Consider the following 16,263-nt stretch of genomic DNA (forward strand, 5'->3'; position numbering starts at 1 on the left):
GCTAAAAAATTCGCTGGACGATAAGCTCATGCTTAAGTCCCGTGAAAAAACAGGAAGGGTTTTATCGTTCTGGAATGAAACTTTTATGACAAACTAAGAATAATTTTAAAAAACTGTGATTTATTATTTCGGTAATAAAAGTGTCAAATTCTCCCGCTACGCTTCCTGATCCCGCGCAACAAAGTGTTTCGCGATGTGCTAAGGCAGTTGGCAACGGGGCTGACTCCTGCTAAAACGTTCGTTCGACATTACTTTCCCTTATCGTTGAACGGCAGAGAATCATGAGTGACAGCCAGACGCTGGTGGTAAAACTCGGTACCAGTGTGTTAACAGGCGGATCGCGCCGCCTAAATCGCGCCCACATAGTTGAGCTTGTACGTCAGTGCGCTCAGTTACATGCCGCAGGGCATCGTATTGTAATTGTGACCTCCGGGGCGATTGCCGCCGGGCGTGAACACCTGGGTTACCCCGAACTCCCCGCGACGATCGCCTCTAAACAGCTGCTGGCCGCCGTGGGACAAAGCCGACTCATTCAACTCTGGGAACAGCTGTTCTCTATCTATGGCATCCACGTCGGGCAGATGCTGCTGACGCGTGCGGATATGGAAGACAGAGAGCGCTTCCTGAACGCCCGCGATACCCTGCGCGCGCTGCTGGACAACAATATCGTTCCGGTCATTAATGAGAACGATGCCGTTGCTACCGCTGAAATCAAAGTGGGTGATAACGATAACCTCTCTGCGCTGGCCGCCATTCTGGCTGGCGCCGATAAATTACTGCTTCTGACCGATCAGCAGGGGTTGTTCACTGCCGATCCGCGCGCTAACCCGGAAGCCGAGCTGATTACCGACGTTCACGGTATCGACGATGCGCTGCGCGCCATCGCCGGTGACAGCGTGTCCGGCCTCGGAACGGGCGGCATGGGGACCAAGCTGCAGGCCGCCGACGTGGCGTGCCGCGCCGGTATCGACACCATCATTGCCGCGGGCAGCCGCCCTGGCGTGATTGGCGACGTGATGGAAGGCATCTCCGTTGGCACCCGCTTCCACGCCCAGGAATCTCCGCTGGAAAACCGTAAACGCTGGATATTTGGCGCGCCGCCTGCGGGCGAACTCGTCGTTGATGAAGGGGCGACCGCCGCGATTCTGGAACGAGGAAGTTCATTACTTCCTAAAGGAATTAAAAGCGTGACAGGCAACTTCTCCCGTGGTGAAGTGATCCGCATCCGTAACCTCGAAGGCCGCGACATCGCCCACGGCGTAAGCCGCTATAACAGCGATGCCCTGCGCCGCATCGCGGGTCACCATTCGCAGCAGATCGACGCCATTCTGGGCTATGAATATGGCCCGGTTGCCGTGCATCGCGATGACATGATTATTCGTTAAGGAGCCAGAACATGCTGGAACAAATGGGCGCCGCCGCGAAGGCCGCCTCTTACAAACTTGCGCTCCTTTCCAGCCGCGAGAAAAACCGCGTGCTGGAAAAAATCGCTGATTATCTGGAATCTCAGTCCCAGGAGATTTTGCTCGCCAACGAGCAGGATTTACTGGAAGCGCGCCGCAACGGTCTGAGCGAAGCGATGCTCGACCGTCTGGCGTTGACCCCGGCTCGCCTGAAAGGCATCGCCGACGATGTTCGTCAGGTCTGCAATCTGGCTGATCCGGTAGGGCAGGTGATTGACGGTGGGCTGCTCGACAGCGGTTTACGCCTGGAGCGCCGTCGCGTGCCGCTGGGCGTTATCGGCGTTATTTATGAAGCCCGACCAAACGTGACGGTGGATGTCGCCTCCCTGTGCCTGAAAACCGGCAACGCCGCGATTCTGCGCGGTGGGAAAGAGACCTGGCGCACCAACGCCGCGACGGTGAAAGTCATTCAGCAGGCGCTGGAAGAGTGTGGCTTACCGGCGGGTGCCGTGCAGGCAATTGAGAGCCCGGACCGCGCGCTGGTCAACGAAATGCTGCGCATGGACAAATACATCGACATGCTGATCCCACGCGGCGGCGCGGGCCTGCACAAGCTGTGCCGCGAGCAGTCGACGATCCCGGTGATCACCGGCGGTATTGGCGTGTGTCATATCGTGGTAGACGACAGCGCTGAGATTGCTCCTGCGCTGAAGATTATCGTGAACGCGAAGACCCAGCGTCCTAGCACCTGTAACACCGTTGAAACGCTGCTGGTGCATCAGGACATAGCGAACACCTTCCTGCCGGCCCTGAGCAAACAGATGGCAGAGAGCGGCGTGACGCTGCATGCTGACGCCAGTGCGCTCGCGCTGCTGCAGGATGGCCCGGCTAACGTCGTTCCCGTCAACGCGGAGCAGTACGACGACGAGTTCCTGTCACTGGATCTGAACGTGAAAATCGTGAGCGATCTTGACGACGCGATTGCGCACATCCGTGAGCATGGCACGCAGCATTCTGACGCCATCCTGACGCGTACGCTGCGCAATGCCGATCGTTTCGTGAACGAAGTGGATTCCTCTGCGGTGTATGTGAATGCTTCCACCCGCTTCACCGACGGCGGCCAGTTCGGCCTCGGCGCTGAGGTAGCGGTCAGCACGCAGAAACTGCACGCCCGCGGTCCGATGGGGCTGGAAGCGCTGACCACGTACAAGTGGATCGGCTTCGGCGACGATACGATTCGTGCGTAAATAATCACGGGTGATGCAAAAATAGCCGTTTGATTCAAAAGGGCATTGACGCATCACCCGGATAGATCTAACCTTTTGCCCCGTGGTTACACTCGTAACCGGCCTCTCAGGGCCGATATAGCTCAGTTGGTAGAGCAGCGCATTCGTAATGCGAAGGTCGTAGGTTCGACTCCTATTATCGGCACCATCTTTTCTCGTAAAATCATCAAGATACTATTGCAGTGTTTTGCTTTATTCAACACTAATGTGCAATTTTGCGCGTTGTAGGTGTGGCAAAATTGTGGCAAAAGAGATTAAAAATTTTGCATCCAACTGTTAAACAATGCACATTATAAATATAATAGATAACAGAGTTATCTGATTCCTTCCGTGGTGCATTTTTGCTTTGAATGAATGCAAAAATAATTCCATAAGCAATTATTCTATGTGGATTATTTTAGGAAGAAAACTATAAGTAAAGGTGATTTTACATGGCTGAGACTATCAATATAAGTGAGTTGGCCCATGAAGTGTCCAACGATATATTTTCGTGGTTTAAATGGAAGGAAATCAATCTCTACGATGAAAACTTTTCGTGCCGTAAATCTGAAGAGCATTTTCCCAAAAAAATAGCGAATAGCAGTGAAAGTGATAATGAAGTAGAATCGGAACAGGCCAATGAAGTTGAGAGTGAAAAAAAGTGTACTCATCCGGTAGACATTGTATTTAAATACAATGATCCATATAGTGGCAAAGATGTGCTTTTTAATACTGATTTAAAAAGCTATGCTGCTAAAAGCATTAGACCAAGCGATGTAAGAGATATGCTCAAGTCAATAGCTAAAACTATTGACTGCGCTTCAATAAGTCCCGAATGGAAAAATAGGTATGGAATCGACTCTATTAAGTATGAAATACGAGGGATGCTTTTCATTTATAATCATGATGGAAAATATCATAGAGATTTCTACAAAGTTTTCAAAACAGAAAAAGTTAATGAAAGAAGAAAGTTAGGCATCAATTTGGCTTCTATAGGATTAAAAAGCAATCAACAAATTCATATCGTAGAGCCTTTGATGATTAGCTACATGACAACAATTATTGCTGATATTGATAGGCTTCATCGAGAAGGAACATTTCCACGCGAAGAATATTCATTCTACTATCCAGAGCTGATAAGAAATAAAACAATAAGTGGTGATAAATATTCAAGGCCGGCGACTATAGAGGCTATAACAGCACCTTATTTAATTATTGAACATGATATGGTGGAAACTAAAGATAGAAGTGGTCAACTAAAAACAACTCAGGCAGGATTCGTTATTTATTACAATCGTCCTGGGAATGATCCTTATGAGTTTGTTTATCTCTTTGATACATTATCCAGATATCAAATTTTAAATGGAGAACATAATATAAGGCTTCGTTTGGCACATTATGAACCCGACCCAGATGTGATCAGTCATTTTGAAAAAGCAAAAGATATTTATATAAGAAGTTGGGGGTATGATGATAATAAAAAGAATATTCTTGACAGAATTTCAATCAAAGAAATTACCCTAATGCAAACTTGTTATAAAACAAAAGAAGTGGCAAGGAGAACGAAATGAGTAATAAAGGAGATTATGGGAACAGAACTGGTGCTATCTATAGTGCAACAGATAAAGCCATGTTTGACGCGCTGCAGCAATATAAAGTAACAAGGGATGATATAAAAGAACTGTATTTTACGAGAGGTGTTATTATTTCCAATAAAACATCTAAAGAAATTTTGGCAGATAATTTTTCAAAATATATTCATGGCTATGAGGATTATGAGTTTCTCTCAAAGATATTAGGCGTTTCAACGCAACGAGAGCGAGTTAAATCCGTTGATTTAATTAGCACTGATATTACTAGTGAAGATATAGAAGAGGCATTAGATAAAGTTAAAGAACATTTATCGGTTACCAGCAATGATATTGTTGATTATAACATAGTTGGAAAAAGCTATACTTTGAAAATTGAATATAGTGAACCTGATTTTACGAAGTCTGAGTTTAGACAAGTCGTTGATAAAGACGCCGAAATTATTATAGAGAAAAATGCGCAAGGATTTAGCTTGATTGGGCCACACAATAAAAAAATGGAAGTTGTTACATCATTGATATTTGATGCACTTGCAGAAAAACATTCGTCATTAATACGTGATGAAATAAACCTTGAAGATGTAATAGATAAAAGCTTGGTTAGTAAATTATTTGATAAACTAACTACATCAATGGAAGGGTACAGCCTGGTAAGTGTGACCGATGTTTATGTATATAATCCAGATAAGGATGATGGAACAGGTTCTCATATTAAAAAAGCATCTCTATCAGGAACTGGTGTAACGTTATCACAAGAATTGGGTTCATTATATAAAAAAGGTTTTTATATTTGGCGAATTGTTTGGACAGTTACAGATGATAGATATCTCGATTCAGATATCTATGAGATTGAAGCTTTATTTTCAGAACCTGAAACCTGTTCAGATTTTGCATTTTTGGTTAAAGGTTATTATCCTGTGAAAGTTGATAGTACAGACATCACTGATACGCACCATAAAAACCGAGTAAACCTCAGTAAAAGTGAAGAGATGAAGTTCAATAAACTCGTATTAAAAACTGCCAAAGATCTTTTGGAGGAGTTTTCAAAATTAGATGAAAACAGCAAGGATGATGAGGGGGGCGCTATATGATTTCTCGTTACAAATGGCTATTAGTTAACACACCATCTAGATTGGATGATGTTGTGGAAATTTTGCACAAACATAAATTTAGCAATAAAGAGAGTAAAGGTTATATCATTAATAATATTGATAATGAATCATTAAGTGCCACCTTTGTGGAGCGAGTAATTCAACATGAAAAAATTAATAGACCAGATGGTACAGAGGATGACATTAAAATTGAACGCTTTATCTATACGTCATTTAAGATGAAGATTTTTGATAATGATACATATCTCATGCGAGTGGAAAATGCACCGCGGGCTTTAAACGAATTCTTTAGTTTTTGGAAAAAGATTTTCAATGAAAATTTTTATATAGAACCAATCAAAATAGATGTAATGAATACAATATTTTCTATTCTAAATTCTGAATTTAGAAATGTGAAGATAAAGAAAGTAAAAGCTTCTGGTATTAGTATTAATATTACAACTTCTGCTAGCATTGAAGTTGTTTCTTCTCATAATGCTTTGGAAAATTTTCTTTCAGAGTTTGGTAAGCGAGAGTTTAAATTTGATTATGCGAAAGTACAAGCTATTTTCAATGGCTCACCCTGTTCGTTAGATATTAAAACTACAAGTATTTTATCTGATAGTGAGGATGCAATTGAATTTTTAGAAAGGAAATTAATAAGAAACGACGAGTGAGATAGGGCTGTTTAATTGTCTTTAATAATTGGCGGGCTATTACTGTGTAAAAATCACTCCTCCACTTATCTAACTTAAACTAGTTTGAGGATAATGTTTCGCTCGTGATATTTTGAAGGATTTGCTGAAATGATACGAATAAGCATTTATTTTTTGTTGTTATCCTCTCAGCCATTTAAAATGTGCTCTTTGTAACCTGGTCCAAAAGTCATTATCTGTCTGAAAAATCTTCGCGAGTAATAGTCCTTCGCGTTTATTTATTTTTTTATAATCCATCAAAATATCTTCAATTCTTTTATCCGTGATCTTCATCAAATCTGCCAACTCACGTGAAGACATACCCATTGGTTTCAAAAACTCTTCTAAAAGCATTTCTCCCACGGTTGTTGGTTCCGCAGTTTCTGTCTTCATCCCGGTTACTCATTAGTTTGTTCACCACTTATTTATTCTATCACTCAGATGTGTTCAGTCCAGAAATCTCTGCCATGATTGTTTAGCTAAACATTCCTTTAGAACAGTTTTACTGAACAGTTCAGTAGCTGTTTATACGTCACAATTTCGATATATCCGTTGTGATAAATGATTAATCTTTAAGAGGGCGATCTATATTTAACGGTCGAATAGCGTTTATTTTTAGTCTATTTACAATTTGTTTCATTTTATTTGTTGCTATTTTGTTTAGCTAAACAATTATTATTTCTTACGTATATCCTGTGTATTTATCCACAAATTCTGTTAGTAAGTATGTTCATAACCTGTATTTAATTCTGTGTGTTTATGACATATAAGGGGCGATTTCATGACATATGAGGGGCAAACTATTGACATATGAGGTAGGGCATTTTTTTTAAATTAATTACAAAACAACGGATTAGCTATTGTTTTATTGTTCTCTAACCAGATCTTTAACCATATATATAACCAAAATACTAAAAGACTTATTAAAACCTTATTGCTGTGCAAAAAATGAACAAAAAAATAGAGCTGGTCCAGTGGTTTTTTATTTCCTCTGGCTGTTGAGGTGTTGACAGAAATATTTCAGGTGATAATTTTTGGGTATTCTCAATTCTTAACGTTGGGTTGCAAAATTTAGCGGCTAAAATTTTAGCGGCTAAAATCCTGAAAATATTTTCTGAGAGATAGGTTCTGCTATGAAACCAGTTATGCCTGAACTTATAACCGTCGAAGAGTTAGCTTTTGCTTTGAAGAAAACAGTAAAAAGTATCCGTAGTGATGCAACTCGGAATCCTAAATGCCTCCCTCCCAGATGCCGTCTTCCTGGCAATAAGCGGCTTTTGTGGCGTAGAGAAGATGTTAAAGAGTGGATAGATAATTCTGTTGAATCAGAGTTGGAAAACCGCGTTTCAATGCAGCGTGCTGAAATGGTTCAAAAGAAACGAGGTAGGCCACCGAAGATAAAACCGAGAGAATAATTATCTTAAAGTTTGGTATTTAAATCAGTTTCCTTTCAGAAAACACATGCATTACACACTTAATATATGAATAAACCTGCAGTAATACATCAAGAAAACACACTGCTTACACCGAAATACACAATGGGTACACAGATATACAACGGCAACAGTGGGGCAGGACATGTAAAGTAGGCCCACCGTAAACGGTGCTTCTACTTTACCTTCCCTTATTCGCAGCTGAGCTGCTCAACGGAGTCCTGCTCTGCGAGGCTGATCGGCTACCGCCTGTATGGAGAATGATATGACCGTTTCTCAGACTAGAAAAAATAGTACACCAATTAAAGTTTATTGTTTGCCAGATGAAAAAGCGCAAATCCAGGAAAATGCAGAAGCATCTGGCTTAAGTGTAGCGAGTTTCATTCGTAAAGTAGCAATGGGTTATCAGGTTGAATCTATGGTAGATATTGAACAGGTTGTAGAGCTTAGCCGAGTAAATGCTGATCTTGGTCGACTTGGTGGGTTACTTAAACTGTGGTTAGCTGACGATCCACGCACAGTTGATTTTTCACCCTCATTGATAAAAACGTTGCTTTCTAAAATAGAATCAACCAGACAAGAACTAAGAAATATTATGGATAGAATCTTGGATAAATAAATTTATGGTTTCCTAAATATCTGTATTTGTTAAAAGTACGAGTTTTCAATATTAATAATCAGTTAAATTTGAGGTGGGCAAATGAAGTTAATGCTCCGAGTATTTTCATCACTGAGAGAGATTTTAGCAGCTAAAAAATCATTAGCAGCTTCCTTCCTGGCGTCCATCATGGCATTACCGGCGACAGCCGGTATCCCTGTAATTGATGGTACTAATGTGGTGCAGACCACAATCAGCGCAGTCAATAACGTTCAGGCTGTGGCAAAACAGATCCAGCAGTACCAGACGCAGCTGCAGCAGTATGAAAACATGCTCAAAAATACAGTCGCACCTGCAGCCTATATCTGGGATCAGGCCAATTCGACCATCAACAAATTGTTGCAGGCGCAGGACACCCTTAATTACTACAAAAACCAGGCCGGGAGTCTTGATTCATATCTGAAACGTTATCAGGACGTGAATTACTACCGCTCATCACCGTGCTTTAACAGTAATGTTGAATGTACTGCGGATGAAATTAGCGCACTGCGCAAAGCTGAACAGAACAGCTCTGAGGCACGTAAAAAGGCCAATGACGCTGTATTTAAGGCTCTTGACGAACAGCAGGAAACACTGCAAAGCGATGCTGACAACCTTGCAGATTTGCAAACGCAGGCAACCGGCGCACAAGGGCAAATGGAAGCTATTCAGGCCGCTAACCAGCTTGCCAGTGCTCAAACGAACCAGTTGCTGCAAATCCGCTCGCTTCTGGTATCCCAGCAAAACGCTGCAGCAACACTGGCACAGGCTGAGGCTGATAAAGAAGCCCAACAAATAGTCGCTGATGAAAAAGCGTTAGCTGGCGAGAACACACTAAGCCCGAAGCGAATTTGGTGAGGGAGAGCTGAATGAAAGATAAACTTTTGGTCATTTTTATTCTAATAATTTCATTAATTCTATGCTCTTGCGATAAAAAAGATGAAGATTGTTTATCGACGCTAGAGAATAAATTGAACGAACATAACTACGATAAATGTGCCCTGCGTGGCAATAACAATCCTAGCCCTAAGCGAGAATGGTAATTATGAGAATAGTAAGCAAGCTCACTTTTTTAGGAATGGTTTTTTTGTTTTCTGTAAATGCTTATGCTGGTCAATTAGATAGTAGCGGATTACTTGATACGTTATTAGATAAGTTTCAGCAAGTAGCCAGCACATGGTCATTAGTAATTGGTGATTATGCAAATTGGCTCTTCTGGGGGCTGGTATTAATAAGTATGGTTTGGACATTTGGTATGTTGGCGATGCAAGGGGAAGGTTTAATCAGTGCACTTGCAGAAATAGTTCGTTTTTTTGCCGTGATTGGTTTTTTTTATTATCTTTTAATCAACGGCCCAGCCATATCACAATCTATAATTAACTCAATGAGACAACTTGCAGCAAATGCTTTAGGAACAAGTACTGGTATTTCACCCTCCAGCATAGTTGATATGGCTTTTGTGATATTAACAAAGGTCAGTTCAGCAGCATCAATTTGGTCTCCAATGATTTCGACCATTATGATAACCGTCGCGATAATAGTATTAGTAGTAATGGCGCTTATCGCGATAAATATGCTAATAATGTTAGTTTCTGCATGGGTGTTGTGTTATGCAGGAGTTATTTTGCTTGGGTTTGGTGGCTCGAAATGGACTTCTGATATAGCAATAAATTACTTACGCACAGTATTATCGATTGGTATCCAGTTATTTACGATGACATTAATCATTGGGATTGGGCAATCATTTATAGATCAGTATTTTTCTATTATTAAAAATGATATTCCTGATCTTAATAGTCTTATTGTTTTACTTCTGGCGTCAATTATTCTTTTAGTATTGACGAATAAATTACCGTTGTTGTTATCAGGCGTTGTTGGAGGAGCGTCCTTACAAGGGAACGGTGGTTTTGGAGCAGGTATGATTACTGGCGCTGCTACTACTGCAATCAGTGGCGCTGGGACAATGGCAATGAGTGCTACAGCTCAAGTCAGTGGTGGTGCTTCCGCTCTAAAAGCAGCATTTGAATCTGCACAAGCGGCGATGGCCGAAGAATCTGGTTCTGGTGATAAAGGTGGTTCAGGTGGAGGATTTGGCGGAGGGGAAGATACCGGTTCCGTAGATACTTCTGGAGGACAACCATCAGGCGGTTCCGGTGGTTCTTCTGCAGGGAGTAATACAGGTAGCGTCAGCGGAGGAAGCCAGGGGTTTGCTTCATCATTCTCACGAGCTGGCCGCATGGCTTCTCACATGGCGAGCGGGCTGTCTAACGGAGCTTCGGAGTATCAGATGATGAAGGGAAGTGCTAATTCTATCCGAACACAACAGACTGTTGGTGGGGAAATAGCGAATCAAATACGTAAACACACAGCCGATCGTCAGAGTAACCACGAACAGGATGAGTTTGAGGGTGATAGTTTTACTGGCAGTAAAAAATCTTGATTTAGGCGCGTCAGTTAGCGCGGTAACGTTAACTGACGCTTCCACTAAACACCTGTAAGGAGGTGGATAATGGTTGATTATAATAGCTTAGTTTTGGAAGGGCTAAAAATCCTTTTTTCCGACAAAAATAATGAATTTGTAAAAAAACTCTATGATCCCTTGATAAATATTCTGTGCATTGAAGACTATTATTTTGCTACCGGAATTTATGATTCAGAAGATGCGTCCAAACAAATTGAAAAGCTAAAGAAAGCAATAAATGATTATAGGTTTAATTATTAGTAATTAGAAAGAGGCTAACAAAGGTTAGCCTTTCTTTTATTTTGATTTTCCAGTGTAATAGTTAAATACCTCAAGTCTAGCTTCTTCATAAGTCAATTCTCCATTAATGACCTTGCTCTTTATTAGTTCATAGTATGGTAACCCTCGCGGATCTTTGTTTGATAAATATAAACTCGCCTCCGCTTTCTTGAAAGCTTTAGTACGCTTATCATATATTGAATTCATTTATTCAAAACTCATTATCGTGTTTTTTTTCATTAACTGTACTACTGATTTCTTGAGGTTCGTAATCATCTTCTTCATGATAGTCTTTCACAGAACTCCCAATCTCTTCAATTTCTGCTTCTCCTATAGCAAACTTGCCTAGTATGATTTTACTTTTATTTGTAAAGGAGACATCAATTTCTTCACCGCAATAAGGCTTGTCTTCATGAGTGGTTCCTGAAAGGATGCACTCGAACTTGACTTTAAACGATTCATCAGTGAGTTCGCTGTCTATAATTTGCAGGTTTTCTACATAGTCAAAGTAAGCGTTAGTTTCTGCTATGCTACCACTTACTTCATCACAATGAATCAAGTCGTACATACCATTTTCCTCAAGATTGTCACGTATTTTTTCACTGACCTCATCTTTTGTAAGGATTTTTATATTGAGATCCTCTTCGAATATATTCTGTAAATGTTCAAATAAAGTGTAGCTGTCAATATCTTCATCAATATTTTCGTCTTCGATTATTGATTTAATATCCGCTATTAAACTTTCTGAGTAAATTATATAATCAATCGCCTCTAAAGAATCTGTGTTGAAATTTTCATCTTCGAGTAATTTTGTAAAAGATGTGTATCCAAAAACACTAGCGATTACTGCGCCTAAACCCGAAAGCGAGATTTTAATTGAATCAGCAGTAAGTATTAAGTCAAGTTTATTAATTAAATAGAAGGCTGAGGAAAGTTGTGATATTTTCTTTTTTTCCTCGATTTGATATTTCAGTTTGTCATAGCTCATTTTTTCTCTCTCTCTGCTCATAGCCTCTCGTGAGAGTTTGATTTCTGTTGCTTGTTTTTCTTTGATAGAAGTCTCCAGTTCAATTTTCATTTTCTGAGATTTTTCGTACATCGCTTTAATAATTACCGAGGATGCTTTAGAGCGTTCCTTTATATCTTCAGTTAGTGTTTTTTGTTGTTCGATTCTTTCATTGCTAAATGCTATTTCTTCGATGATTTCTTGAGCTGCAATTTCACTCTCATGCTCAGCCTTATATTTTGAGTTAATAAGCCTTGCTCTTTCTTTCTCTTTTTTTACTTTTTGATTAATGCTAGAACAATATCTTATGTGTTCTATCTCACCTTGAATTAACCCAGTAAGATAATTTATTAAGGGTAATAAAAATAAATATGCTAGTATCAGAAATGCTATCAATAAATATTCTGAAGTGGTAATCCCAGTTAAGAATAATTTAAATTGAGTGACTCTGGAGTCGATTGTTCCAGTTCCCCAAAATAGCAATGTGAATTTATCCCAGTATAAAATTACAAATATAGCACTCAATGTACCTAAGATTGGACTATTTATTCTGGTGTCAATGTGTTTATACATACTAGAGATTAAATCTTTCAAAAATTGCATTTTTTTTCTCTTAGGTTGTTAGTCTAATTTTTTTGCCAAATCTTCAGCCTTTGGATGATAATAGCGCATAAGCATCCTGGGGTCTTTATGTCCCGTTATTTTTGTCAACTCATGCATGGGGAAGATTACCGCAAGTCGAGAAGTGGCTTCATGCCGCAGGTCATGAAATCTCAGATCTTTTAGGAAAGTGTCATCACAGTGTGGATTAGTTTCTACATACCTTTCTCGGGCTCGCTTTACAGCTCGGTCAAAAGCTTGAGTTATCGCGTCCGCACGCATATTGAAAACCTTGTCAGTCCCAAGTTTAGCGTGTTCCTTGAGATTGGAGAGCATTTTTATTGCTTTCGTTGATAAGGGGACATCGCGGGCATTCCCATTCTTAGTATCTGGTAAATGTGCAACTCGCTTCTCAAGGTCGATAAAGCGCCAGCGTAGTTCTGCGATCTCGCTACGGCGCATGGCTGTCTCTAACGCCAGAAGAATGATTGCTGGCAATACTACGGAATGTGTTGCGGCGATAATATGTTCGATCTCGTTAGCTATTTCCTTTCCTGACGTAACACCGGTTTTCTCTGAAAGTACTGGCTGCGTTTCCAGGCGCCTAGTTCTGGCGTTCTTGGGTTGGGGTTTGCGAATGGCTTCTACAGGGTTAAGCAGGCTTTCCATGCCCCATTCTTTACGCGAAACGTTGAATACGTGAGAAAGTAACGCCAAACGCCTTAAAACGGTTGCAGGAGCATAGATTTTCAACCATTCATCCCTGAGTTTGGCGACATCAGCGCTCCTGATGCTGGCCATATAGTTTTTCGCCAGCTGAGTACCTTTTAGTATCCGCACTAAGGAATGATCTTGCACTGCTCCTTTTTTGCCGGGAACAATCTCTTTTTCATAGCGCGTTAGGGTTTCATACAGTGTTGTAGATTCCGCTTCGCTCCGGCTGAGCCAAACACCTCTCGCCATTTCTGACTCGATCATTTTGGCCCATGCCTCTGCTTCCACTTTAGTGTTAAAGGTTTTGGTTTGGGAGGGAAAACCACGTTTACGGATCTGAGCTTCCCATTGGTAGTTACCACGTTTGCGTATAGTCGCCATTTCAACCTGATTCCTAACGAACTGTGGCGATATTGTGGCAAAAAATCCATTTAAATTCGATAAGTATTGATTTTATTAGATCACTTTACGCATTCGTAATGCGAAGGTCGTAGGTTCGACTCCTATTATCGGCACCAGTCATATCAAGTAATTACACACCACTCCTACCTTCTTTACTTTTCTGTGGAACAAATTTAGGACAGAAAATTTGGAAATCGAGTCAATTTGCAGTGTATGTTTGGTCAGATGTTATGGGGATAAATGGACCGATCTAAGAAATATTTAGATAGTCTCTCAAACATCCATTTTGTTATAACGAAAAAGCTATCCCAACCTGAAAAGCCAACTATCCCCTATATATTTGAGGTCTTGGAACCTGAATCTTCGCCTCCTGCTGGTGTGAATACGGCTAAGAGCCAAGCACAACTTCACTCCCTTTAAGATTCATTTCTTGTTAGAAATGCTTAATCGATAATTATTTTCAATTCAATCAATGCTTTAATTTTTGACGCATTTTGTTTTTAACCCATGCGATTTAGATGTATTATTTTAAGACTAATCCTCTTGCCATATTTTTCATAAACATCGGCCCGGTATATGTGAAAAGTTATTTTAAGGTTGCTTCTCATGGAGTTATGGATATTTTTAGCGGCGATTTATGTTGTTTATTTGTTGTTTTTCAAAAAGAAAAAGCATAGATCCACCGAGTCTCTTGTTTCAAGGACCGTCAAAGCACCGCCTAAAGAATGGATTGCTGACATCAAGAAAAAGGAGGCGGTTGTGCGAAACGATGATAGTGAAGACGATAACCTTGCAACTTTTACATTGAGCGGTGGCCGGGGTCTTGAACTTCAGGTGACAACCAATCATTACAGGAATACCTCAAAGTCAGCAGGTGCACTAGCTCGATGGGTACTTCCGGGTGAGATGATAACTGTAGCTGGTGTAGCAATTAGCGGTGGCCACATTTACGTGGGGCAACGTATGAAGCCCTCCGGTCAGGAATCAGGCGGCTATTATGACGATGGAAGTGAGGCATCATTAATTGATGACACATGTAAGATAAAACCTACTTCTTATCTTTACGAGGACAGTTCATTAGGATACTGGCCCAGTTTTTCCTCTCTTTCCCCAGAAGCACGCGGTGCGTATGTCAGTTGGCTTGCCAGCGATAGGTCTGATCCATCGTGTCCTATCGGCTATGTTTTTATCTACCTCTACGGCCTGGAAAGAAAAGCGCTCGTAGATTCAACTGACCCAAAATTCCCTGATGCTGAGTTCCGTAATCTGTTCAATGAAGTCGCTCGGTTAAGATCGGTATTCATTGAGAACCGCTCCTTCCGTGGATATTCGACCCAATTACTCGAAGCCATGTCTATTCTGCGCCCGAACATGGGCTTAGCCACTGAGCTCGATAGCAATTCAGGTTTCAGCAACAGCATGCAATTTAAGCTGGCTCTGGCAAAAACTGTACATGAAGGAGTTCCTGTATCAGCTGAACTGGCGTTGAACTGGGTAATAAACCACACCGAGTATTCGCTGCGTACCCCGGCTCGCCGCTGTGCTAAAGAGTTTGCTGCGCTTTTCAAACGGCGTTACACCCTCAAATATGGTGAAGGGATGGTCGTTAAGGCGAATAAAACGCGCCTAAGGTTAGATTACACACCAGCAAGTCCTAGTTTGCGAGGTGTTCGACTTCCTGTTCCCGACCTGCCTGATCCAAGAGCGTTGAAGAGCCCTGTCCAGAAAATTATGGCTCTTGCCGACATATGTACGGATGAACTTGATGCTTATAGTCGCTACCTTGGTAGGAAAGGTACGTCAGTCAATGATACGGCTGCAATTATGTTGCTCCCTTCAGAGATCATTAATGAAAGCACAGAAAAAATATTAAGCTCATTCAAACGCTGGGCTGATGAGGCGATCCTCGTCAAGGAGGGGTTAGTCTCAGTTGCTGACTTTTGGGCACATATGAATGCCAGTTGCCCCAATAAGATCAATAAAAAAGAGGCCGATTTGATGCAGGCCTTTGCTCTGAAGATGGGTTACGGTCTGGCACCTGACCCGTATTATCACCATGTGAAGGCGGATGTTGATGGGACACTTGTTCTATTCCCTGCCGCCGAAGGTGGACGCTTCTCACCTTCTCCTGAATTTATCTCAGCCGTAATGACGCTCAGATTAGGGGCGATGGTCGCCTTGATTGACGATTCTCTTGATCAAGCTGAACAGAAAGTGCTTGAGAATACCATCAACAACAATCCTGGCTTCACCGATGATGAAAAACGCTCTCTACATGCGTATTTAACGTGGCAACTTCATACCCCAGCCAATATGACAGGAATGAAAAGCAGGATTGAGTTGATGGGGGCCGCGGAAAAAGCTGCTGTGGGTAAGGTTATCGTTAGTGTTGCCTGTTCGGATGGGACAATAGCGCCTGCCGAAATCAAACAGCTTGAGAAGATTTATTCAAGTTTGGGGCTGGATACCTCATCTGTCTCGAGCAATATCCATCAGCATTCCGCAATTGAACATGATCTCGTCTCGTCTGTACCAACTGATCAGACAGCAGCTGGGTTCACACTGGATGCTAAGGAAGGTGCGAATAAGCAGGTCATTTCTTCCCAAGCTGACTCGCTGATTAAAATTTCGCGGATCTGGGCCGATTTTTTTCCCGCAAACACATCGAATCAGCCTATTTAGGCTATT

At 41.7% G+C, this 16,263-nt stretch carries 14 protein-coding genes, 2 tRNA genes and 1 pseudogene; 14 read left to right on the top strand and 3 right to left on the bottom strand.

What is annotated here, in order from left to right; genetic code table 11:
• Positions 1–281 precede the first annotated feature (281 nt).
• The 6 genes from proB (at position 282) to FHC52_RS19245 (ending at position 6,025) form a co-directional block, all read left to right on the top strand.
• Positions 282–1,385 (top strand): glutamate 5-kinase, encoded by a 1,104-nt coding sequence (proB, locus tag FHC52_RS19220; RefSeq protein WP_021242883.1) that lies wholly within the window; start codon positions 282–284, stop codon positions 1,383–1,385.
• 11 nt (positions 1,386–1,396) lie between these two features.
• On the top strand, positions 1,397–2,650 hold the full coding sequence (gene proA / locus FHC52_RS19225; RefSeq protein ID WP_032646979.1) for a glutamate-5-semialdehyde dehydrogenase: 1,254 nt from the start codon (positions 1,397–1,399) through the stop codon (positions 2,648–2,650).
• Between the two features lie 111 nt (positions 2,651–2,761).
• Positions 2,762–2,837 (top strand) — tRNA-Thr (locus FHC52_RS19230).
• Positions 2,838–3,120: 283 nt separating this feature from the next.
• Complete coding sequence (locus tag FHC52_RS19235; RefSeq protein WP_097734178.1) at positions 3,121–4,239, top strand: hypothetical protein; 1,119 nt, start codon at positions 3,121–3,123, stop codon at positions 4,237–4,239.
• Complete coding sequence (locus FHC52_RS19240) at positions 4,236–5,348, top strand: hypothetical protein (protein WP_117062029.1); 1,113 nt, start codon at positions 4,236–4,238, stop codon at positions 5,346–5,348. The genes FHC52_RS19235 and FHC52_RS19240 overlap by 4 nt, the downstream gene beginning before the upstream one ends.
• On the top strand, positions 5,345–6,025 hold the full coding sequence (locus FHC52_RS19245; protein ID WP_117062028.1) for a hypothetical protein: 681 nt from the start codon (positions 5,345–5,347) through the stop codon (positions 6,023–6,025). The genes FHC52_RS19240 and FHC52_RS19245 overlap by 4 nt, the downstream gene beginning before the upstream one ends.
• Positions 6,026–6,184: 159 nt before the next feature.
• On the opposite strand, the gene FHC52_RS19250 is transcribed toward FHC52_RS19245, so the two are convergent.
• Positions 6,185–6,436: a HigA family addiction module antitoxin gene (locus FHC52_RS19250; protein WP_097734174.1), complete on the bottom strand. Its 252-nt coding sequence runs from the start codon at positions 6,434–6,436 to the stop codon at positions 6,185–6,187.
• 740 nt (positions 6,437–7,176) lie between these two features.
• On the opposite strand from FHC52_RS19250, the gene FHC52_RS19255 reads away from it, so the two are divergent.
• The 6 genes from FHC52_RS19255 to FHC52_RS19280 all read left to right on the top strand — a co-directional run bounded on the left by FHC52_RS19255 (position 7,177) and on the right by FHC52_RS19280 (position 10,835).
• Positions 7,177–7,458, top strand: a complete 282-nt coding sequence (locus FHC52_RS19255; RefSeq protein WP_227659675.1) for a hypothetical protein — start codon at positions 7,177–7,179, stop codon at positions 7,456–7,458.
• A gap of 283 nt (positions 7,459–7,741) precedes the next feature.
• A complete protein-coding gene (traJ, locus tag FHC52_RS19260; protein WP_220420208.1) occupies positions 7,742–8,095 on the top strand; it encodes a conjugal transfer transcriptional regulator TraJ in 354 nt (117 codons plus the stop codon).
• 81 nt (positions 8,096–8,176) lie between these two features.
• A complete protein-coding gene (gene trbJ, locus FHC52_RS19265; protein ID WP_086631479.1) occupies positions 8,177–8,971 on the top strand; it encodes a P-type conjugative transfer protein TrbJ in 795 nt (264 codons plus the stop codon).
• Positions 8,972–8,982: 11 nt separating this feature from the next.
• Positions 8,983–9,156, top strand: coding sequence for a hypothetical protein (locus FHC52_RS19270; RefSeq protein ID WP_220420209.1), 174 nt, complete (start codon positions 8,983–8,985; stop codon positions 9,154–9,156).
• Between the two features lie 2 nt (positions 9,157–9,158).
• Positions 9,159–10,553, top strand: coding sequence for a P-type conjugative transfer protein TrbL (gene trbL / locus FHC52_RS19275; RefSeq protein WP_220420210.1), 1,395 nt, complete (start codon positions 9,159–9,161; stop codon positions 10,551–10,553).
• A gap of 69 nt (positions 10,554–10,622) precedes the next feature.
• Positions 10,623–10,835, top strand: a complete 213-nt coding sequence (locus tag FHC52_RS19280; protein ID WP_024046447.1) for a hypothetical protein — start codon at positions 10,623–10,625, stop codon at positions 10,833–10,835.
• A 229-nt stretch (positions 10,836–11,064) separates the two neighbouring features.
• On the opposite strand, the gene FHC52_RS19285 is transcribed toward FHC52_RS19280, so the two are convergent.
• Positions 11,065–12,462: a hypothetical protein gene (locus tag FHC52_RS19285; protein WP_220420211.1), complete on the bottom strand. Its 1,398-nt coding sequence runs from the start codon at positions 12,460–12,462 to the stop codon at positions 11,065–11,067.
• Positions 12,463–12,480: 18 nt separating this feature from the next.
• Positions 12,481–13,554: a site-specific integrase gene (locus FHC52_RS19290; RefSeq protein ID WP_024046444.1), complete on the bottom strand. Its 1,074-nt coding sequence runs from the start codon at positions 13,552–13,554 to the stop codon at positions 12,481–12,483.
• Positions 13,555–13,579: 25 nt separating this feature from the next.
• Here FHC52_RS19290 and FHC52_RS19295 point away from each other — a divergent pair.
• Positions 13,580–13,691, top strand: a tRNA-Ser gene (locus tag FHC52_RS19295).
• A gap of 490 nt (positions 13,692–14,181) precedes the next feature.
• A pseudogene (locus FHC52_RS19300) lies at positions 14,182–16,197 on the top strand (TerB N-terminal domain-containing protein); the annotation flags it as partial.
• Between the last annotated feature and the right edge of the window lie 66 nt (positions 16,198–16,263).

It is taken from the genome of Enterobacter sp. EC_64 (assembly GCF_019584165.1).
GTDB classification, from domain to species: Bacteria; Pseudomonadota; Gammaproteobacteria; order Enterobacterales; family Enterobacteriaceae; genus Enterobacter; species Enterobacter roggenkampii.